18 protein-coding genes are annotated in these 20,142 nt (G+C 65.9%); 10 read left to right on the top strand and 8 right to left on the bottom strand.

Going from position 1 to position 20,142, the window contains the following annotated elements; all coding sequences use genetic code 11:
• The first annotated feature begins 112 nt into the window (after positions 1-112).
• A complete protein-coding gene (locus CXQ90_RS17830) occupies positions 113-1,567 on the top strand; it encodes a MinD/ParA family protein (RefSeq protein ID WP_104140696.1) in 1,455 nt (484 codons plus the stop codon).
• 81 nt (positions 1,568-1,648) lie between these two features.
• Here CXQ90_RS17830 and CXQ90_RS17825 read toward each other — a convergent pair whose 3' ends face one another.
• Positions 1,649-3,469: a long-chain fatty acid--CoA ligase gene (locus CXQ90_RS17825; protein WP_104140695.1), complete on the bottom strand. Its 1,821-nt coding sequence runs from the start codon at positions 3,467-3,469 to the stop codon at positions 1,649-1,651.
• A 296-nt stretch (positions 3,470-3,765) separates the two neighbouring features.
• Here CXQ90_RS17825 and CXQ90_RS17820 point away from each other — a divergent pair, with 296 nt between their 5' ends.
• Positions 3,766-4,755 carry an ROK family glucokinase gene (locus tag CXQ90_RS17820; protein ID WP_258064584.1) on the top strand — a complete coding sequence of 330 codons (990 nt, stop codon included), beginning with the start codon at positions 3,766-3,768 and terminating at the stop codon, positions 4,753-4,755.
• Between the two features lie 81 nt (positions 4,756-4,836).
• Here the strand turns inward: CXQ90_RS17820 and CXQ90_RS17815 are convergent, their stop codons facing one another.
• The 3 genes from CXQ90_RS17815 to CXQ90_RS17805 are packed head-to-tail and all read right to left on the bottom strand — an operon-like array spanning position 4,837 to position 7,038.
• Positions 4,837-5,448, bottom strand: a complete 612-nt coding sequence (locus tag CXQ90_RS17815) for a hypothetical protein (RefSeq protein ID WP_104140693.1) — start codon at positions 5,446-5,448, stop codon at positions 4,837-4,839.
• Positions 5,441-6,253, bottom strand: coding sequence for a carboxylesterase (locus CXQ90_RS17810; protein ID WP_104140692.1), 813 nt, complete (start codon positions 6,251-6,253; stop codon positions 5,441-5,443). Before CXQ90_RS17810 ends, CXQ90_RS17815 begins: the two co-directional genes overlap by 8 nt.
• Positions 6,250-7,038: a carboxylesterase gene (locus CXQ90_RS17805; protein ID WP_104140691.1), complete on the bottom strand. Its 789-nt coding sequence runs from the start codon at positions 7,036-7,038 to the stop codon at positions 6,250-6,252. The genes CXQ90_RS17810 and CXQ90_RS17805 overlap by 4 nt, the downstream gene beginning before the upstream one ends.
• Positions 7,039-7,149: 111 nt before the next feature.
• Between CXQ90_RS17805 and CXQ90_RS17800 the strand changes: the two genes are divergently transcribed.
• Together CXQ90_RS17800 and CXQ90_RS17795 are read left to right on the top strand one after the other, a co-directional pair.
• Positions 7,150-8,064 carry a 1-acyl-sn-glycerol-3-phosphate acyltransferase gene (locus CXQ90_RS17800; protein ID WP_258064583.1) on the top strand — a complete coding sequence of 305 codons (915 nt, stop codon included), beginning with the start codon at positions 7,150-7,152 and terminating at the stop codon, positions 8,062-8,064.
• A 101-nt stretch (positions 8,065-8,165) separates the two neighbouring features.
• Positions 8,166-9,557, top strand: coding sequence for a class II 3-deoxy-7-phosphoheptulonate synthase (locus tag CXQ90_RS17795; protein ID WP_181038616.1), 1,392 nt, complete (start codon positions 8,166-8,168; stop codon positions 9,555-9,557).
• Positions 9,558-9,632: 75 nt separating this feature from the next.
• Here the strand turns inward: CXQ90_RS17795 and CXQ90_RS17790 are convergent, their stop codons facing one another.
• Together CXQ90_RS17790 and CXQ90_RS17785 are read right to left on the bottom strand one after the other, a co-directional pair.
• Positions 9,633-11,837, bottom strand: coding sequence for a Stk1 family PASTA domain-containing Ser/Thr kinase (locus CXQ90_RS17790; protein ID WP_104140689.1), 2,205 nt, complete (start codon positions 11,835-11,837; stop codon positions 9,633-9,635).
• Positions 11,838-11,941: 104 nt separating this feature from the next.
• Entirely contained in the window at positions 11,942-13,279 is a 1,338-nt protein-coding gene (locus CXQ90_RS17785; RefSeq protein ID WP_104140688.1) for a lytic transglycosylase domain-containing protein, read from the bottom strand.
• A 252-nt stretch (positions 13,280-13,531) separates the two neighbouring features.
• Here CXQ90_RS17785 and CXQ90_RS17780 point away from each other — a divergent pair, with 252 nt between their 5' ends.
• Positions 13,532-13,885: an Rv2175c family DNA-binding protein gene (locus CXQ90_RS17780; protein ID WP_104140687.1), complete on the top strand. Its 354-nt coding sequence runs from the start codon at positions 13,532-13,534 to the stop codon at positions 13,883-13,885.
• An 82-nt stretch (positions 13,886-13,967) separates the two neighbouring features.
• On the opposite strand, the gene CXQ90_RS17775 is transcribed toward CXQ90_RS17780, so the two are convergent.
• Both CXQ90_RS17775 and CXQ90_RS17770 read right to left on the bottom strand, forming a co-directional pair.
• Complete coding sequence (locus CXQ90_RS17775) at positions 13,968-15,062, bottom strand: polyprenyl synthetase family protein (protein ID WP_104140686.1); 1,095 nt, start codon at positions 15,060-15,062, stop codon at positions 13,968-13,970.
• Positions 15,059-15,574 (bottom strand): hypothetical protein, encoded by a 516-nt coding sequence (locus CXQ90_RS17770; protein ID WP_104140685.1) that lies wholly within the window; start codon positions 15,572-15,574, stop codon positions 15,059-15,061. The genes CXQ90_RS17775 and CXQ90_RS17770 overlap by 4 nt, the downstream gene beginning before the upstream one ends.
• A gap of 95 nt (positions 15,575-15,669) precedes the next feature.
• Here CXQ90_RS17770 and dinB point away from each other — a divergent pair, with 95 nt between their 5' ends.
• The 5 genes from dinB (at position 15,670) to CXQ90_RS17745 (ending at position 20,127) form a co-directional block, all read left to right on the top strand.
• Complete coding sequence (gene dinB / locus CXQ90_RS17765; RefSeq protein ID WP_258064582.1) at positions 15,670-16,896, top strand: DNA polymerase IV; 1,227 nt, start codon at positions 15,670-15,672, stop codon at positions 16,894-16,896.
• 297 nt (positions 16,897-17,193) lie between these two features.
• Positions 17,194-17,565 (top strand): DUF3040 domain-containing protein, encoded by a 372-nt coding sequence (locus CXQ90_RS17760; RefSeq protein WP_104140683.1) that lies wholly within the window; start codon positions 17,194-17,196, stop codon positions 17,563-17,565.
• A 328-nt stretch (positions 17,566-17,893) separates the two neighbouring features.
• Positions 17,894-18,322: a division/cell wall cluster transcriptional repressor MraZ gene (gene mraZ, locus CXQ90_RS17755; RefSeq protein WP_078028973.1), complete on the top strand. Its 429-nt coding sequence runs from the start codon at positions 17,894-17,896 to the stop codon at positions 18,320-18,322.
• A 162-nt stretch (positions 18,323-18,484) separates the two neighbouring features.
• The gene (rsmH, locus tag CXQ90_RS17750; protein WP_104140682.1) at positions 18,485-19,483 is read left to right on the top strand and encodes a 16S rRNA (cytosine(1402)-N(4))-methyltransferase RsmH; all 999 of its coding nucleotides are present in this window, start codon (positions 18,485-18,487) and stop codon (positions 19,481-19,483) included.
• Positions 19,480-20,127, top strand: coding sequence for a hypothetical protein (locus CXQ90_RS17745; protein WP_104140681.1), 648 nt, complete (start codon positions 19,480-19,482; stop codon positions 20,125-20,127). The genes rsmH and CXQ90_RS17745 overlap by 4 nt, the downstream gene beginning before the upstream one ends.
• The last annotated feature ends 15 nt before the right edge of the window (positions 20,128-20,142 follow it).

The following is a 20,142-nucleotide window of genomic DNA, read 5'->3' as shown; positions in this document are numbered from 1 at the left end:
GCACCCAGCGAAGCCCTACCGGTAGGCTGGGATCCTGAGTGAAGGTTGTGGGGACGGCATAAGCCGCCCCCACAGCCTTTGCAGACCGAGTTGACCACACTGAGCGGGAGTCATGACGCAGACGAATACGCCAAAGCCCGCGCCGCGGCCTGACCGGAGTCCCCGGGCTGCAGCACCTGCGCCGGAGCAGAGTCCGGAGCAGGTGGGGCCGGTGCAGCAGAGTCCGGAGCAGGTGGGGCCGGAGCAGCAGAGCCCGGCGCAGCACAGCCCGGACCAGGACGCGGTTAACGCGGGCGAGGCAACTGGCGCTCCGTCCGGCGAAATCAGCGTCGTGACCGTGTCCGACGCGCAGGACCGCACGTCTGCAGGGTCGCTGTCGGCCGTCAACAGCATTCCGCGGCCGGCTGCGGCGCCAGCACTGCCGGCGGTTACTTCCGGCCCGGGCCTGGTCACCGGACCGGCTGAAACCGGCGCCGAGGGGTTCCCTGCTGTCGGCAGCCCGGTGCAAGCTGCTGCACAAATACCTATAGAACAGGTGCCCGGGGACACGCTGGCACCGCCGGAACCCGCAGCAGAGCAGGCCCTTACGGCAGCGCCTGCACCTGAACATGTCAGCGAACGCCGGGAACGCGCCGAAGGGCCGGAGCCCGCTGCGGCGCTGACAGCCGACCGCCTGCTGAACAAGACCCCAGCCGCGCCGGTCGAGGGCTGGCGCCGGTGGCTGTTCCAGGCGACCTTTGGCTACGTGAACCTGGGCGATCCGGACGGAATCCGGATCCAGCGCGCCATGGAACACCGCATCGCCATGCGCCTGGGGGAGCGGACACGCTACGTCCCGGTCCTTTCCCGCAAGGGCGGGGTCGGCAAAACCACGGTCACCACCCTGCTGGGCATGGTCCTCGCGGACCTGCGCGAGGACCGCGTCATCGCCATGGACGCCAATCCGGACCGCGGAACCCTGTCAGACCGTTCTCCCGGGCGGGCGGACTTCACGGCCCGCCAGCTGGTCAAAGACAGGTTCACGGTCAACTCCTTCGCGCAGCTGTCGAATTACACCGCCCGGGACGGTTCGCGGCTCGACGTCCTGGCCTCGGACACCGATCCCATGGTGGCCCACGCGTTCGACGACGCCGACTACCGTGCCGTCACGGACATCCTCGGCCGCTATTACTCGATCGTGCTGACGGATTCGGGCACCGGCATGGTGCACTCCGTCATGAAGGGCACTCTCGAAAAGGCGGACGCCGTGGTCCTCGTCTCGGGCGGCAGCGTGGACGAAGCGCGGCTGGCCTCCGAGACGCTGTCCTGGCTGGAGGCCCACGGCCGCCAGGACCTCGTAGCCAAGGCCACAGTCGTAATTAACATGGCGGCAGGCGACCGGACACTGGTCAACATTGATGAGATCGAGCAGCACTTCCTGTCGCGGGTCAAGAATGTGGTCCGGATTCCGCACGACCGGCACCTTGCCGAGGGCTCACGGATCCAGCTCAGCCAGCTGAGGCCCGCAACACGGGGCGCGGCCGTGGAGCTCGCCGCTTTGGTGATGGACGAGCTCCAGCAGGCCTGACCCCACGTAGCCAGCAGCGCATCAGGGCCCCGCCGGAAATCCGGCGGGGCCCTGATGCGCTGCGAATGGTGTCCGCCGTGGCTAGGCCGGGGTGGGCTTCGGCGACTTGTACATTTCGTCGATGACGTCCTCGAAGTCCTTCATGACCTGGGCCCGCTTGACCTTCATGGACGGGGTCAGGTGGCCCGACGCCTCCGTGAAGTCGCTGGGCACGATCCTGAAGGCCTTGATCGCCTCCGCCTGGGATACGGACTGGTTGGCATGGTTGATGAGCTCCTGCACCGCGGCCTTCACCACGGCGTTGCCTGCCGCGTCAGTGGCGGTGGTTTCTGCCGGCAGTCCGTGACGCTGCAGCCACCCGGGAAGGGCTTCCTCGTCGAGTGTCACCAGCGCGCCGATGAAGGGGCGGTTGTCGCCCACCACGAGCACCTGTGAGACCAGGGCGTCTGCCCTGATCTGGTCCTCGAGCTGGGCGGGCACCACGTTCTTGCCGCCGGCCGTTACGATGATTTCCTTTTTCCGGCCGGTGATGGTCAGGAAGCCGTCGCCGTCCAGCTGGCCGATGTCCCCGGTGCGGAACCAGCCGTCCACGAACGCTTCCGACGTCAGGTCATCACGTTTGTAGTAGCCGCGCATGACGCACGTGCCCTTGGTGAGGATCTCGCCGTCGTCGGCTATCTTGACGGTGTTGCCGGGAATCGGCGCGCCGACGGTGCCGATCTTGATCCTGTCGGGCGTGTTGACACTGATGGGCGCCGTCGTCTCGGTGAGGCCGTAGCCTTCGAGGATCTGCAGTCCGATGCCCTGGAAGAAGTGGCCGAGCCGTTCACCCAGCGGACCTCCGCCGGAGACGGCGTGCGCCACCTGGCCGCCCATGGCTGCCCGGAGCTTGCTGTAGACGAGCCTGTCGAAGATTGCGTGCTTGATCTTGAGGCCGAATCCGACGCCGCCGTCCTGCCTGGCGCGGGAATAGGCGATGGCCGTGTCGGCGGCTTTGTGGAAGATCGCGCCCTTTCCGCCGTCCTCTGCCTTGGTGAGGGCCGAGTTGTACACCTTCTCGAACACCCGGGGCACGGCAAGGATGAACGTGGGCTTGTAGCTCTGCAGGTCGGGCAGCAGGTGCTTGATATCGGGCGTGTGGGCAACGGTGACACCGGCCGCGACGGACAGGACGGAGATGAACCGCGCGAACACGTGCGCCAGGGGGAGGAACATGATGGTCCTGGCGTCCTGGTTGACGATCTGGCGCAGCGACGTGGCCAGCGCGTTCTCGGACAGTTCCACGAAGTTTCCGTGGGTGAGTTCGCAGCCCTTGGGCCGGCCGGTCGTCCCGGAGGTGTAAATGATGGTGGCGAGGTCGCTAAGGCCGGCGGTTCGCCGTCGTGATTCGAGATCGTCATCGCTGACGCCGGTTCCGGCGGCGCGGACGGCGTCGAGGCCGCTCCCTTCGAGCTGCCACACGTGGGCCAGCGCGGTGAGCCCCTCCGACGCTGCGGCCTGCCTGATGACGTTCTCGTGATGGGCGGACTCGCCAAAGGCCGCCACCGCGCCGGAGTCGCCCAGGTTCCAGGCGACCTGGGAGGGCGAGGACGTTTCATAGATCGGGACCGACACGCCGCCCGCGAACCAGATGGCGAAGTCGACCAATGCCCATTCATAGCGCGTCCGGGACATGATTCCCACCCGGTCGCCGGCGCCGACGCCGCTGGCCATGAGGCCCTTGGCCAGGGCGGAGACGTCCGCGAGGAATTCCTTGGCCGAAATGTCCTGCCACTGGCCGGCGGCATCAAGCCGCGAAAACAGTGCAGGGTCCGACGCCTTCGAGGCTTGGCGCAGCACTAGATCGGTGATGTTGGTGTCAGGGGAGACGTTTGCCAGGGGCGGAACGGTGAATTCGCGCACGATAGCTCCTTTGATATCCGTAGGCCGCAGCGGGTAGTCCTAACCTTAGTACGCCGCCCATCGAGGTCGCGCGCAAACTACCTACTCGCCAGTAACTTTACGGCGGCATGCCGTAACGGTCCAGCATGTCGCCGCCGGACGACTGGAAGTCAGGACACCTAGAATGGGAGATTATGCAGCCACCGCCCACTGAACAGTCCAGCCAAGCCGACCTCCGCGGCAGGACCGGACACTACCGAATCCCCGCGTGGCAGCGGCGGCCGCTAGGACAGCTGGGCCGTGGGATGAACCACCGGATGTTACGGCAGCAGCTGCGACTGCGGCGCCGCGGGCTGGCCATCGGCATCGATATCGGCGGCACCAAGGTCGCGGCGGGCGTGGTCGATGCTGACGGAAGGATTCTCCGCGAAGCCCGGCGTTCCACTCCCGGAAGCGATCCCCGTGCAGTGGAACAGGTCATCGTGGAGCTGGTGGAGGAGTTGAGCCGGGGCTCGCGCATCAGGTCGGTGGGCATCGGCGCTGCCGGCTGGATGGACCTCGACGGCGGCACGGTCCTCTTCAGCCCGCACCTCGCCTGGCGCAACGAACCGCTGCGGGACAACCTGCAGCGCCTGCTCCGCCGGCCGGTCATGCTGGTCAACGATGCCGACGCCGCGGCGTGGGCGGAATGGCGCTTCGGTGCCGGGCAGGGCCAGGACCGCCTGGTGTGCATCACACTGGGGACGGGCATAGGCGGTGCCATGGTGATGGACGGACGGGTGGAGCGCGGCAGGTTCGGCGTCGCGGGTGAGTTCGGGCACCAGATCATCATGCCCGGCGGTCACCGGTGTGAATGCGGCAACCGCGGCTGCTGGGAACAGTACGCCTCCGGTAACGCCCTCGGCAGGGAAGCCCGGGAACTGGCATTGGCCAATTCCCCGGTGGCGCAGGAACTCCTGAAGGCAGTTGCAGGCCAGGCGGAGCGGATCACCGGTGCCACGGTGACCGAGCTGGCCATCGCCGGTGACGCCGCGTCCAGGGAGCTCCTGGAGGACGTGGGGGACTGGCTGGGACTGGGGCTGGCCAACCTTGCCGCTGCCCTGGACCCGGGAAAATTCGTGATCGGCGGCGGGCTGTGCGCCGCCGGAGAGCTGCTCGTGGCGCCGGCGCGGAAGTCATTTGCCCGGAACCTGACCGGGCGCGGGTTCCGTCCTGCCGCGGAAATCGACCTTGCCGCCCTCGGGCCGAACGCCGGCTTAATTGGCGCGGCGGACCTATCGCGCGTGAACAGCCGGACGCACGTCTGACCCCCGGGGCGTAACCGGGGCGTCCACCGGCGGCCCCAGGCCCGTCAGTCGCTTCCGCGACCGGCGGCCAGCCTAGCGCCGTCAGACGCGCGCGCCGTCGTCGTTTTCGTCCTTCTCCTGGGGCAGCTTCATGATCAGGTACACCACCGCTCCGGTGAATGCGGCCACCATGCCCAGGATTGCCAGCAGGGGTGCGGAACGCCAAAACATGGCCGACAGCACCAAGGCGATGGGTGCACCCACAGCGGCGACCCACGCCAGCATGGTCAGCGGATCCGTGGCCGAAAGCCGGGGAGGCTCCTCCGGCACAAAGGCACCGTCGTCGTCTTCGACGCCGTAGTCGCGCGGGCCTTCCGCAGCGGGTGGCCCCGCGGGTTCGCCCGGCTGGGCGGCGTCCCGCTGCCGGGCGGCAGCCTCGCGTTCCGCGGCCGACAATTCCGTCGGAGCCCTGGCGGCGAGCCCCAAAGGATCAAAATCCGTGAAGCGCTTTGCCGGGCTGTGTTCGGGACCGGAGCCAGGCTCGCGATCTTGTGGCGTCGCAGCGCCGCCGCTTTCTGAACCGGCTTCGTCCTGGGTCCCGGCACCGATGCCCGGGGCGGGTGTGTCGCCCTGGAGCCTGGCCACGAGGTCAAGCCAGACGGCGTCGTCCTGGTTCGCGCTCGGATCGGACGGGTTTGAGTCGGGCCTATTCATCGGGTGCGCCCTTCTGGCTGGCTGTCGCGGACTGGTTCGGAGCCTGGCTGGATTCGGCCACCACGGAGCGGATGAAGTCCACCGAGCCGCTGAAGATTTCCTCGGCGTCGTTGTCAAGCGTGGCCACGTGGTAGCTGTTCTCCAGCCTGCTGACCTGCAGCGGGGCGTGGGTCAGTCCCCGCCGGAGCGCCGTGATGCTGGAATCGGAAACAACGTGGTCCACGGTGGATCGGAAGACCCGCACCGGCGCCGTGACGCGCGGGAGCAGCCGGAGCGTGTCCTTGAACATCTTGTTCAGCTGGTGTGCCGCCGCCACCGGCGTCCGGGCATAGGCGCCTTCGTCCACGCCGGGCTTGAGGATGTCGTTGGCTATGGCCGGTGTGCTCTTGAGCACCAGCTTGAGGATGCCGGCGAGTGGAGCGCGGGGGTCGTCAATGACCAGGCCGGGATTGACCAGGATGGCTCCGGCAACGGGACGCGTGGCGGCAATCCGCAGCGCCAGCGCGCCTCCCATGGACAGGCCGGCGGAAAAGACGTGGTCACACTCGGACTCGAGTTCCACATAGGCAGCATCCATGGCATCGTGCCATTCGGTCCAGCGGCTGCGGGACAGCTCCTGCCACGTGGTGCCGTGGCCGGGGAGCAGGGGCATGCGGACAGCGAAGCCCGCGGCGGCCAGGGCTGCGGCCCAGGCCCGGACTCCGTGCGGGCTGCCGGTGAACCCATGGGACAGGGCCACGCCGATGCGCGGACCCTCGCCGGAAAACGGGCTGCTGAACGGACTGTGGTCCGGAACTATGCTCATGACGTCTCCGACGATAAGTTGCTTCGCGCGTGCATCTCGAAGAACCGCGCCGAGCCTTCAAAAATTTCCGGGGCGTCCACGTCAAGCGTGGCCACATGCCCGCTGTTCTTCAGCGGAACAACGTCCAGGGTTGTGGATCCCAGCCGCTTCCTGATAATCGCGAGGGACGTGGGCGGCACCACGATGTCGTTCCGCGACTTGAAGACCAGGACGGGCGCGGTGACTCGCGGAAGTCCGCGGGCCGCGGCCGCGAAAAGCCTTTTCAGCTGGTGGACAGCCGCCAACGGCGTCAGGGAGTAGTCGCCGTCCTCGGTGGGGGACGACGTCGGATCCTCTTCCTCGATGGGAATCGTGGTCCGCTGGAAGTGCTTGAGGAGGCCGATAACGCGGACGCGGCGGTCGTAGAAGCTCAGGCCCGGGTTCACCACCGCCACACCGGACACGCTGTGGCGGGCGGCGGTCAGCAGCGCGACGGCGCCGCCCATGGACAGGCCTGCCACGTAGCAGTCGTCCGTCTTCGCTTCGAGCTTCAGATATGCCTCTTCGAAGGCGCTGTGCCAGTCCCGCCATCCCGTCCGGGCCAGATCCTGCCAGCGGGTCCCGTGGCCCGGGAGCAGCGGCACCGATACGGCGAAGCCGCGCCCGGCCAAGAACTCGGCCCACGGAAGGATGCTCAACGGGCTGCCCGTGAAACCGTGGCAAATGGCAATGCCGATGCGGGCGTTGGGTCCGTGGCCCGGGTAGCTGAAAGCGGCGGGCGTAGTCCGGGCGCTGCTTTCTGTCATGAGACCATCGTGTCACTGTTCCGGACAATTCTCACTAGAGTAGGGTTGCATTGCAGTGCTGGCCGGGCCCTTTGGAGCGCCTGCCAGTTGCCTTCCGGAGGGGTAAGACACGTGTTCTATTGGGTCATGAAAAGGATCTTCCTGGGGCCGGTGCTCCGCACCCTCTTCCGGCCGTGGGTCAAAGGACTGGACAACGTTCCGGCCGAGGGCGCGGCGATCATCGCGTCAAACCATCTGTCGTTCTCGGATTCCATTTTCATGCCGCTCATGGTGCCGCGGCCCGTCATCTTCCTCGCCAAGTCGGAGTACTTCACCGGGACCGGCCTCAAGGGCAGGCTGACCGCCCTGTTTTTCCGGCTCACCAACCAGCTCCCCATGGACCGCTCCGGCGGCGCGGCCTCGGCTGCGTCACTGGAGACGGGCATGGATGTGCTGACGCACGGCGGACTGCTGGGAATCTATCCCGAGGGCACGCGCAGCCCCGACGGGCGGCTCTACCGCGGGAAGGTGGGCGTGGCCCGGCTTGCGCTTGCGGCCGGCGTTCCCGTTATTCCCGTGGCCATGATCGGAACCGACAAGGTTCAGCCGATCGGAAAACGGCTCCCCAACATCCGCCGCATCGGCATGATCTTCGGCGAACCGCTGGACTTCAGCCGTTATGCGGGCATGGCGGAGGACCGGCTGATCCAGCGGTCCGTGGCCGACGAAATCATGTACGAGCTCATGCGGCTCTCCGGCCAGGAATACGTCGACGAGTACGCCGCCGTCGTCAAGCTGCAGCTGGCCGGGAAAGCCATTGCCGCAACGGATGAGCCCGGAGCCGGGGCAGCCGGGCCGGAACCTGAGGCCACCGCGGCCGGGGCCACCGCGGCCGGTCCTGCGGCAGGTCCCGCGGCAGCGCAGGCCGGGGGAGGACCGGACGGTTCGCCCGCAGGGCCCGAGGAATTGCCCGGGACTGTGCCCGGTGCGGAATCCAAGCGCGACTCCGGCGACGGTGACGACCTCGGAACCTCCCGGTCAGCCTGAGCAATACACCCAGGCCGGCGCCGAGACTCTGTGACGCCATGCCCGGGGTCGATGACAGATCAGGTGTCCGGATGCCGGTTGCGGCAACTACTCTTAGTAGTGTGACTGAGCTATCTGCAAAACCTGCCTCTTCCCTGACCAGCACCTCACAGAGCGGTGCAGCCAACTATCCGGGACTGGACAACTGGCGGGATCTTCCGGTTTCCCAGCAGCCGAGCTGGCAGGACCGGGATGTCTTCGACGCCTCCGTCAAGGAACTTTCGGTGCTTCCTCCCCTCGTGTTTGCCGGTGAGGTCGATATCCTTCGGGAGCGCCTCGCTGCTGCCGCCCAGGGCAAGGCGTTCCTGCTCCAGGGCGGTGACTGTGCCGAGACGTTCGGCGACGCGACCGCGGACAAGATCAGCGCACGGGTAAAGACCATCCTGCAGATGGCGGTAGTCCTGACGTACGGCGCCGCGATGCCGGTCATCAAAATGGGCCGGATGGCAGGGCAGTTCGCCAAGCCGCGTTCCTCGAATGACGAGACCCGCAACGGCGTGACCCTGCCGGCGTACCGCGGGGACATCGTCAACGGGTACGATTTCACCCCGGAATCCAGGGGCCACGATGCCAATCGGATGCTCCGCGCCTATCACACGTCCGCCTCCACGCTGAACCTGATCCGCGCCTTCACCCAGGGCGGTTTCGCGGATCTGCGCCTCGTCCACCAGTGGAACAAGGGCTTCACGGAAAACCCCGCCCACGCGCGCTACGAATCGCTGGCACGGGACATCGACCGCGCCATCAAGTTCATGGCGTCCTGCGGCGCGGACTTCGAGGCGCTGAAGCGCGTGGAGTTCTACGCCAGCCACGAGGCGCTGCTGCTCGACTACGAACGGGCCCTGACGCGCATCGACTCGCGCACCGGCTTCCCCTATGACACCTCCGCGCACTTCCTCTGGATTGGCGAGCGGACCCGCGGGCTGGACCACGCGCACGTTGACTTCCTGTCCCGCGTCCGCAACCCGATCGGTGTCAAGCTTGGGCCCACCACCTCCGGGGACGACGCCCTGCGGCTGATCGACAAGCTCGATCCGGAGCGGGAGCCCGGCAGGCTCACGTTCATCACCCGCATGGGTGCGGGCAACATCCGCGAAAAGCTTCCCGCCGTCGTGGAAAAGGTCACCGCTTCCGGCGCCCAGGTCCTCTGGGTCACGGACCCGATGCATGGCAACACGGTCACCTCGCCTAACGGGTACAAGACCCGTAATTTCGACGACGTCATCGACGAGGTCCGCGGGTTCTTCGAGGTGCACCACGCCCTCGGGACCGTGCCGGGCGGCCTCCATGTCGAGATGACCGGAGACGACGTCGCGGAGTGCCTGGGCGGCGCCGACCCCATCGACCAGGAGGCATTCCTGGACCGCTACGAGTCGGTGTGCGACCCGCGGCTGAACCACATGCAGTCGCTGGAAATGGCCTTCCTCGTGGCCGGGGCTCTGTCCCGGCGCTAGCCCAGGCCCGGTCTACGGGCAGACAGTAAAACCGGCGCCGGGGACTTCCCCTGCGCCGGTTTTTCGTTGTCTTGGCTAAACCACCGTGAGCGTGACGACGGAGCCTTCGGGCACTTCGGTGTCCACGGGGTCCTGGTCCCGCACCGTGCCGAAGAATCCGCCCAGGATGTTGTTCACCCGGACCTCGAAGCCGCGTTTCTCCAGGGCCTCACGGGCGTCACTCACCTGCTCGCCAATGTAATTCGGCACCTTCACCAGCTTGGGTCCCTCGGAAATTGTCAGCGTGACGGTCTGTCCGCGGGTCAGGGTTCCGGACGCCGGCTCCTGTGACACGACGGCGCCCTTGGGGACGTTCCTGTCGTTGACGGTTTCATCCGCCACCACCGCCTTCAGCCCGGCTGCCTCGATCGCCTCGACTGCCGTGCCCTGCTCCTCGCCGCGGACGTCCGGAACCGGAATGGGCTGAGGGCCTTTCGACACCGTCAGGCCGACCGGGGTGCCGTGTTTGACGGCCGTCCCGGGCGCGGGCGTCTGGCCAAGGACTGTGCCGGCCGCCGCCTTTTCGTCGAATTTCTCCGTGATTTTACCCAGGGCCATTTCGGCGCGGTTGAGTTCATTCTTGGCGGCGTCGAGGGTTTTTCCCGCCAGCGGCGGCAGGGGGAAAAGCTGGGGGCCCTTGGACACGAACAGCGATACAGGCTGGAATTTCCTGATTTCCGTCCCCGCTGCGGGTTCAGAGCCCACCACCAGACCGGCCCTGACGTCGTCGTCGAACACGTCCTGCGTGCTGGACTGGAAGCCGGCGGACCGGAGGAGCGCCTGGGCTTCCGCCACGGTCCTGTTGGCCACCGTGGGCACAGTGCCAGGAGAGCCTGGCCCCATCCCGAAGAACCAGCCGGCACCCGTAGCCAGGAGCGCCGCGATGATCAGTAACACCATCCAGATAGCTCCGCGCCGCCTGGAATTGCCCTCCCGCAACGTGCGGACCGGAGTGGCCGCGGCCCGGGCCCTGGCCTTTTGCTCGTCCCGGTCCAGCCTTCGCAGTTCCCTCTTGCTCAGGGCGGCGGGAGGGGCCTCTTCCGCGTCGACCGGTTCGAACGCGAACCCGGGCGGGAGCTGACGGGCGGCGGGGAAGACCGCCGTGGGGTTGCTGGTGTGCGAGATGATCTCCGTGGGCCGCTGAACTGCTGGCCCCTGGACTGCAGGACCCTGCGCTGTGGGTATTGGTGCCCCGGTGCCGCGCGCAGGCGGCGTTTGTGCCGGCGGCGTGTGGATGGGGGAGAGTAGCTCGGTGCGGTTCCCGAGGGACGGCATGCGGTCCGGCATGGGGCGTGCCGCGTCCGCGCCGCGCGCGGCAGGGACCATGCCCGCGGTGCCCGGCGTTGCCGATGCAATGGCGGCGCCCAAGGCCGCAGGAGGCTGCAGGTCGAGTTCGGCGTCAGAAAGGTTGGTCCGGATGTGCCGAAGCTCGGCCAGGAGCGCGTTTCCATCCACCGGGCGTTTTTCGGGGTCGTTGGCTGTGCACCACTGCACCAGCTCGTCAACTTCTTCCGCCAGCCCGGGAACCAGCCCCGATGGCGGTCCCACGGTTGAATTGACGTGCTGGTAGGCGACCTGAATGGGGACCTCGCCGTCAAAGGGCTGCCGGCCGGTCAGCATTTCGAACAGCATGATTCCGGTGGAGTAGATGTCGCTGCGCGCGTCGGCGGTCTTACCGAGCACGAGCTCGGGCGAGAGATACCCCACCGTGCCGATCAGCGCGCCGGTACTCGTGTTCGTGGTCACCGCCCGGGCCAGGCCGAAGTCGCCGATCTTGATCCGGCCGTCATCGGCGATGAGGACGTTCTCGGGCTTCACGTCCCGGTGGATGAGGCCTGCCGCGTGGGCGGATCCGAGCCCCTCGACCACCGGGTCAATCAGTGCTAGGGCGAGCCGGGGAGACAGGGCCCCCTTGGTGTTGATGACGTCCCGGAGCGTGTGGCCTTTGATGTACTCCATGACAAGGTAGGCCGTGCGGCCGTCGTGCCCCTGGTCCAGGACGCCCACCACGTGGGGGTGGGAGAGCTTCGCGGCCGCCCGAGCCTCGCGGGACAGGCGGTCCAGGAAGTTGCCGTCGTTGACCAGGTGCGGGTGGAGGACTTTTAAAGCCACATCCCGGTCCAGCCTCAGGTCCGTCGCGATGTAGACGGTGGACATTCCGCCCCTCGCCAACCTCGAAGTGACCTGGTAGCGATTGTCTACCAGGGAGCCAACGAGACTGTCTGACACGTTTTCCTGCACCTTAAGATACTAATTGCTGCACGGAAACGGGTCCCGACCAACATGCGATCCGGACCCGTATCGTTATCCTCAGCCCGGCGCCAGGGTGGTGCCGGCTCGTGAGGCTAGCTGAAGTTCTTGCGGTGCGCCTTGATGGCTGCGACGTAGTTCTTGGTGTCGGAGTACATGCCGTACTTGCTGACGGAGTACTGGCCCTGGTAGTAACCGGCGATCGCGTAATCCAGGTTCTTACTGGTCCGGATCAGCTGCCGGATGATGGCAACACCGGCGGTCGCATTGTCATACGGGTCCAGCAGATTGAGCTTGCGTCCCACAAGGTCGGATGCCCACTCGCCGGAGGACGGGATGACCTGCATCGTCCCGATGGCGTTTGCCGGAGACACTGCACGCTGGTTGAATCCGGATTCCTGATAGGCGAAAGCCTGGGCCAAAGCGGGGTCCACGCCCATCCGGCGGGCCGTGTCGGCCACGATGGACTGCATCTGTGCCAGGGACGGAACCGGTGAGGCGTTCAGCAGCGCCTTGTTCTTGTTGGCGGAGCTGACCACGGCGGCCGGGTACGTGAACCCGAGGAAGGAACTGGGCACCAGCGGTGTCACGCTCGACGCGGGCTGGACGGCCGACGTCTTTCCGGGAATGACGAGCTTGTGTCCGGGATAGATAACGCTGGTCAGTTTGAGACGGTTCGCCGACAGGACGTCGGCCAGCCGCACTCCGTGCCTCGATGCGATGCCGGACAACGTATCCCCGGCCTTGATGACATACGAGCCTGAGCGCGTGGCAGCCGGGCTGGCGGCGGCAGTTGCCGGCGGCTTGGCGGCAGGCGCTGCTGCCACGGGCGATCCGATGCGGATCTTCTGGCCCGGATAGATGACGGATGACAGCTTCAGGCCGTTCCAGCTGAGAACCTGGGAGAGCTTGACGCCGTGGCGGGCAGCGATGCCGCCCAGCGTGTCCCCGGACTTCACCGTGTAGGTCCTGCTGCTCGTGCTGGCAGGAGAAACCGTGGCCGCCTTCTTCGCAGCTGTGGTGGCCGCGCCGGTCAGCTTGAGCCGCTGGCCCGGATAGATCACGGAGTTCGATTTGAGATTGTTGAGTTTGAGCACGGCCGACGTGCTGAGGCCGTACCGGCCGGCGATGCCGCTGACAGTGTCGCCACGGACAACCGTGTGGGCTGCCGGGGTCACGCGCGCCGGCTGCAGGCCTGCCGGAATCGTGGCCGGTACGGATGCGGCGGGAATGATGCCAGCCTTGACGGCGGCGGTCTGTGCCTGGATTGCCGCGGCGAGCGTCGCCGGAATGGCGCTGGGCCGGGTCTCCGCGGCTGCTGGCTGGGCAACAGCAAGGGAGGAGAGCATGACGGCGGGCAGGGTTGCCGTCGTCGCCGCAATCATGGGCAAGCTCGGCCGGGGAGGCTGCTTGGGTGAGCGGGTCGTCGTCATGGAAAGATCCTCTTCTCAGCGGCGCATACTGTCCGTCAGGCCAGTGTGACTATTGATACTAATGTTACTCGAGATAGTCCTGTTACATATGTGACCTATGAGAATCTCTCATGAATTCGCGATTAGCACAAGAATTGGCGGATGTGCAGAATGTCAGGGTCTCCGGGAGTGTCGCGCCCGGAAAGCACTTGAAACCATCCGGGGTGCCCGCTTGACTAGGCGAGCGGGCGCCCGGCGTGGCAACCTTGACCCGTGAGTACTGTAGAGAGCCTTGTTGGCGATTGGTTGCCCCTGCCCGACGTCGCCCAGTTGCTGGATGTTTCCATTACCAAAGTCCACGGGCTGCTCGATGAGCGCGCGCTGGCAGCGTTAAGGGTCGGCGAACGCCGCATCAGGTCGATCCCGGCGGCCTTCATCCAGGACGGGCACGTCGTGGAAAGCCTCAAGGGCACGATTGTGGTGCTGGCCGATGCCGGCTATTCCGACGAAGAGCTCATTACCTGGCTCTTCACTTCCGATGACTCGCTCCGCGGGCGGCCGATTGACGCCCTGCGAGAGGGCCGAAAGACCGAAATCAGGCGACGGGCTCAGTCCCTGGCCTGGTAGGCGCCTTCGGCCGGACCGCCCGGCAACCTGCTCCGGCCGGACCCGCGCCAACTCCGCGCGCGGGCCGGCGCCGGCTGGTAGCTCAGGCGGCCCGGCTCACGGTTGCTTCGGCCAGCTTGCGCAGCGCCGTCTTCGGGAGGTCTTCCAGCGGAAGAAGCTCCAGGGCGGCAAACGCGGCTGCGCCGAATTCCTCGATGAGCGTTTCCGTTGCCTGCAGTGCCCCGCAGTCCGCAATGATCCTGCGGATCTCCGCGACGTCGTCGTCGCTCAGGTCGGGACTGCCCAGCCTGGAGTCGATGAAGGCGGACTCCTCGGCGGAGGACAGGTCCAGTGCGAAGGCCACCAGGACGGTCCGTTTCCCTTCGCGGAGGTCGTCACCGGCGGGCTTCCCTGTGGTGACGGGGTCGCCGAAAACGCCCAGGACGTCGTCGCGAAGCTGGAAGGCTTCTCCCAGCGGAAGGGCGAAGGCCGAGTAGCCCCGGAGCAGTTCGTCGGAGGCTCCGCCCAGCGCGCCGCCGAGGGCGAGCGGGTGCTCGGTGGAGTACTTGGCTGACTTGAAGCGGATAATCGACTGGGCCCGGCTGACGGCGCCTGCGCGGTCCCGTACGGGGCCGGCCACCTCTTCCAGGATGTCAAGGTACTGCCCGGCCATCACTTCGGCCCGCATGAGGTTGAAGATCAACCTCGCCCTGCTCCCGGATGCGGCATGCTCGCCGATCTCCGTGAAGGCCTCTTCGCTGAAGGACAGGCACAGGTCCCCGGCAAGGATGGCAGCGGCGTGACCGAACCTTTCGCTGTCCAGTGCCCAGCCCTGCGCCTCGTGGAGCTGCATGAACCTGCGGTGGACGCTCGGGCCGCCCCGCCGTGTGTCGGACCGGTCAATGATGTCGTCGTGGATCAGCGCGGCGGCCTGGAAGAGCTCAAGCGCCGCCCCCGCAGTAACGACGTCGTCCGCCGACGCCGGTCCGCCGGCCCCGCGCCATCCCCAGTAGCACATGAGGGCACGAAGCCTCTTGCCTCCGGTGACAAGGTTGGAGATCGAACCCATGATGGGGTCGATGTCCGGCGAGATCGAGGCCATGACGGACTGCCTCGTGGTCAGGAAATCGGTGAGCCGTCCCGCAACAGCAGCGACAAACGCTGTCTGCTCGACGCGCAGCTGCTCTGCCACGGTCACTTGACGGACTCAGGAGCCACGTTGGCGCCGATCGTAAAGGTGGATACTCCGGCAACCTCGGGCACTGCGATGTTGACCGTTTCGTTTCCGGCGCGGACGAAGTCCTTGGAGGCCACACTGCCGACCAAATTGCCCGGCACAGCTTTGAAGCCCTGCGCCTCAAGCGCTTTGGTGTAAAAATCGACGACGGCGGCCGGCTTAGCAGCAAGGGAACCCACCAACGCGACTGTTGCGGGGGAGGAAGACTTATCGAAACTGGAGGCGACGATCTTTGCCCCGGGCATGACCGGCAGGAGCTTTTGCGGGAATCCCGCAACGAGGGCACCCACTGCTGCCGAGGTGCCCGGCGAAGCCGAGGGGCTTGGAGGCGCCGTGGTGCTCGCCTGCGCTGATGCCAAGGAGGTGGAAGCCGAAGCTTCAGGGGACGGAGCGGCGCCGGGCGATGGCGCACTGCACGCCGACACCGCCAGCAGTACCGTGCCGGCCGCAAACAGGCCAAGGCGTGCAGGCATGGGCGTTCCAGAGACCTTCACAGGTGTATTCCTCCTGGGGTTGATGCCGGATTCAGCCTCCAGTTTAGTCAGTCGCAGGGCATAGGATTGCAGTTGTGGGGCCGGACCAGGATAAAGAGCAAGTTGAAGCGCGTCTTCGAGACCTCCGGCGCAGCAGCATTATGCACGTGGACATGGACGCCTTCTTCGTCTCCGTCGAACTGCGGTCACGCCCCGAACTTCGCGGCAAACCGGTCATCGTGGGGTATCCGGCGGACCGCTCCGTGGTGCTGTCAGCCTCCTACGAAGCCCGCGCGTTCGGCGTGAAGTCCGCAATGCCGATGGTGGTCGCCCACCGCATGTGCCCCCAGGCCGCGATCATCGAGCCCCGGCATAAGCTCTACTACGAAGTCTCCGGCCAGTTGATGTCCATTTTTGAGTCAATCACCGAGCTCGTCGAGCCCCTCAGTGTGGATGAGGCGTTCCTGGACGTCGGCGGAGCGATCCGCCGACTGGGTCCGCCGCTGCAGATTGGGGAGCTGATCCGGACCCGGGTCTCCAAGGAACTGGGAATCACGGCCTCCGTGGGGATCGCAGCCAGCAAGTTCGTGGCCAAGATCGCCTCGACCCGGTGCAAACCGGACGGCATATTGCTGATCCGGCCCGAGCAGACCGTGCCCTACCTGCACAGCCTCCCTGTCAACGCGCTCTGGGGCGTAGGTGCCAAGACTGCGGACGTGCTTGCACGGATGGGAATCCGCACCGTAGCCGACGTCGCCGCGACGCCCGTCTCATCCCTCAAAAAAGTGCTTGGCGCCAGTGGCGAGCATGTCCACCGGCTGGCGTGGGGGATCGATCCACGCGTAGTGACTCCCGTGAGGCTGGAGAAGAGCATCGGGGCCGAGGAAACATTCGCTGTTGACACGGCCGACGATGTCCTGCTGCACCGGGAACTGCTGCGCCTCTGCCACCGGACTGCAGAACGGCTGCGCGCTTCCGGCCTGGTGACACGAACCGTTGCCCTGAAACTGCGCTATGCCGATTTCTCGACCGTCACGCGAAGCCGGACGGTCCACGCGCCGCTGGACAGCGCCCAGCTCCTCTACGCTGTGGCGGTGCAGCTGCTGGAGTCGCTGGGGGACCGGTCCATGACAGTCCGGCTCGTCGGCATTCGCGCCGAGCATCTCGAGGCGGCGGCCCAGACCTCGCTGCAGCTGAGCTTTGACCGGCGTGACGACAATTGGCGGGCAGCGGAACAGGCACTGGACCGCGTGACCGAGAAATTCGGCAGTAAATCGGTGTTGCCGGCACGGCTTCTGGACCCCGGGAGCGGCGCCCGCTGAGGCGTTTCCGGGCGCGGCCGGGGAGCAGCGACTTTTACCGGATTTCCAAGGTCAAATCGGGTTGCGGTCCGTGAACAGCGTCTTTCAGATCAGCGCCCAACAAACTATCCTTAGATATACAAAGATTTGAACGTCTGGACATGAGTGGATCACCTGACCCGCCCGCGTCCGTATGCTTGGATCCATGGATCTGCCAATGTCGGGAGGCCGGGAACCTGTACAGCATGCCGGTCGTTGACGTGGCAGAAACAACTGGTCCCGACCAGTCCGGACGTTGGCCTACTTAAGGAGGTCGTGATGCCGCTCTCGGAGCACGAACAGAAGCTGCTCGAGCAACTCGAGAGGCAACTGCATGAGGACGATCCCAAGTTTGCCAATTCCATGGGCTCGGATCCGGGCCGCACATGGTCTACCCGGCACATTGTGATTGGCGTACTGGCCACGCTGGGAGGAGTTTTGCTCCTCCTCGTGGGGGTTTCCCTGCAGAACATCTTCGTCGGTGTCCTCGGATTTATCGTCATGGGGGCAGGGGTGTACTTTGCCACGATGCGCAGCGCCGCGGCCGGCAAGGCAAAGACCGCCGGGCGGGGCAAGAAGTCGAAAGGCAAGAGTTCCTTCATGAACAGCCTCGAAGAGCGCTGGGATGAGCGGCGCCGCGGAGAGTCCTGAGCTACCGCACTCCACTTCGCACCACCTCCACTTGGCTCCACTCCGATCCTGCGCCGCCTCCACTTGGCTCCACCGGTTCACGACCAGGCCCGAAACAAAGACCCGCTCCGGCGGGTCTTTTGTTTTTAATCCTGGCGCGGCGATTTTCCCTCCACTTCACACCCCTCCGCGAATCCCGCGAAATTTAGCGGAAATAGTTTATCTAAGCGGCAGAGAAAAGCTCGTGTTGCGTTGACTGTGGGGCGAAGTGGAGTAAAGTGGAGCACGTAAGAGGGTAGTGGCAGCGCGGGGGTTGTTCGGCTTCTGACGGCAGACGGGCGGTGGGGACGTGTTCCTGGGGACACACTCGCCGCGTCTGGACGAAAAGGGGCGGATCATTCTTCCCGCCAAGTTCCGTGAGGAGCTTGCCGGCGGACTTGTACTCACGCGAGGCCAGGAGCGTTGCATCTACGTCTTCAGCGAGCAGGAATTCGCGAGGGTTCACGAGCAGATCCGGGAGGCTCCCATCTCCAACAAACAAGCTCGTGACTACATCCGGGTCTTTCTCTCTGGAGCCTCCGACGAGGTGCCTGACAAGCAGGGGCGCGTGACCATCCCTCCCGCGCTCCGGGAGTATGCAGGGCTTGGCAGGGAGCTGGCGGTGATCGGTGCCGGCACCCGCGCTGAGATCTGGGACGCCCAGGCGTGGAATGTGTACCTGGCAGAGAAGGAAACCTCCTTCTCCGAGACCGACAACCCCATCGCCGGCATTCTCTAAGATGCCGGCACGATACAACCCAAGTTTCTTGGACGAGATCTCCAGCCGCCCATCCAACCGACTTCCTGGCTCACTTCCCCGGAGCCAGGCCGTCTGGAGGATAGGCGCGGATGGGGATCTGGCTCAAGAAACCACGCGAGGCGCACAAGGAAGGACGAAGGTATGAACGAACACGACCAGGCCAAACCTACGTCCGAACGCCATGTGCCGGTCCTCAAGGACCGGTGCATCAATTTGTTGGCGCCGGGATTCGAGGCAGCACGCCAGCGGGGCGAAACCCCGGTGGCCATCGATGCCACGCTGGGAATGGGCGGACATTCGGAAGCGATGCTGCAGCGCTTCCCGGACCTCCACCTGATCGGCATTGACCGGGACGAAGAAGCGCTGGCCCTGGCCGGCGAACGGCTCAAACCCTTCGCTGCCCGTACCGACCTTGTTCACGCCGTGTATGACGAAATTGCCGACGTCCTGGCGGACCTCGGCATCCCGGAGGTCCACGGCATCCTGATGGATCTCGGCGTCTCCTCCCTGCAGCTCGATGAACGTGAACGCGGCTTTGCCTACTCCTTCGACGCGCCCCTGGACATGCGAATGGATACCAGCCGCGGGCAGACGGCGGCGGATGTGGTCAACAACTACAGCGAAGAGGACCTGGTCAGGATCATCCGCAAGTGGGGCGAGGAGAAGTTCGCCGGCCGCATTGCCAACAGGATTGTCGCTGCCCGGGCCGTGAAGCCTTTCGCCACCACCGGCGAACTGGTGGAACAAATCCGGGCTGTGGTTCCGGCGGGTGCCGCCAAGTCCGGCGGGCACCCCGCGAAGCGGACGTTCCAGGCGCTCCGGATCGAGGTCAACGAGGAACTCGAGGTTCTCGAGCGTGCGGTCCCGGCGGCGGTGGAAGCCATCGCCCTTGGCGGTCGGATTGTGGTCATGTCCTATCACTCCTTGGAGGACAAGATCGTCAAAAGCGTCTTCCAGGCGCGTTCCAAGTCGTCCGCTCCGCTCGGCTTCCCGGTGGAGCTCGAAGAGCACAAAGCCGAACTGAAGACCCTGACCAAAGGCACTGAGGTGCCTACCGCCGTCGAGATCGCGGAGAATTCGCGCGCAGCTTCAGCCCGGCTGCGCGCCGTGGAACGCATCAGAGCCAGGAGAGCCGCATGAGCACCGCAGCTGTCAAGAACCTCACCCTTCCGTCCGGGCGCAGCATTCAGGAGGAAGGCGCACGCAAGGCGAGGACCCCGCTGTCGCTGGTCCGCTCGTTGCCGAAGAAGCGCCGCGCCCCCTTCGTGGTTCTCTGCTTCGGGATGCTCGCAGTGGCGCTCCTGGCAGTCCTGGTCCTCAACATCTCTGTCTCCACCGCCCAGTATCAGCTCGTGAAACTCCGCAGCGAGCAGACGGCGCTCACGAAGCAGAACCAGGATCTGACACAGCAGGTCCAAAACTTCGAGGCTCCCCAGAATCTCGCTGCCAAGGCCTCAGAATTGGGCATGGTTGCTTCCACCGGCAAGGGCCAGATTGATCTGTCCACCCTGACTGTCAGCGGAAAGGCCAAGCCGGCCGTCAAGGGTGACTCCGCAGGTGCAGTGATTGCCGCTCCGGCTGTCCCTGGCCAGCTGAACGTTGTCCCGCCGGCGAGCACCAGCGATCCGCTGGAAAGCAGGAAGCCCGCGGACACCAAGAGTCCTGAGGACAGCAAGAAGACCGAGGACAGCAAGAAGGCTAAGGCCCCCGCGGCCGCGAAGCCGGCGGCGGTCCTCAACGGGGGCACCATCCCGGCGCCGGAACAAAAAACGCCGGGGCAGTAACACCGACGGACGCGG

Origin of the sequence: Arthrobacter sp. ZGTC131 (assembly GCF_002929275.1) — a bacterium.
Taxonomy (GTDB): domain Bacteria; phylum Actinomycetota; class Actinomycetes; order Actinomycetales; family Micrococcaceae; genus Arthrobacter.
This window is presented reverse-complemented; position numbering and strand designations above follow the sequence as displayed.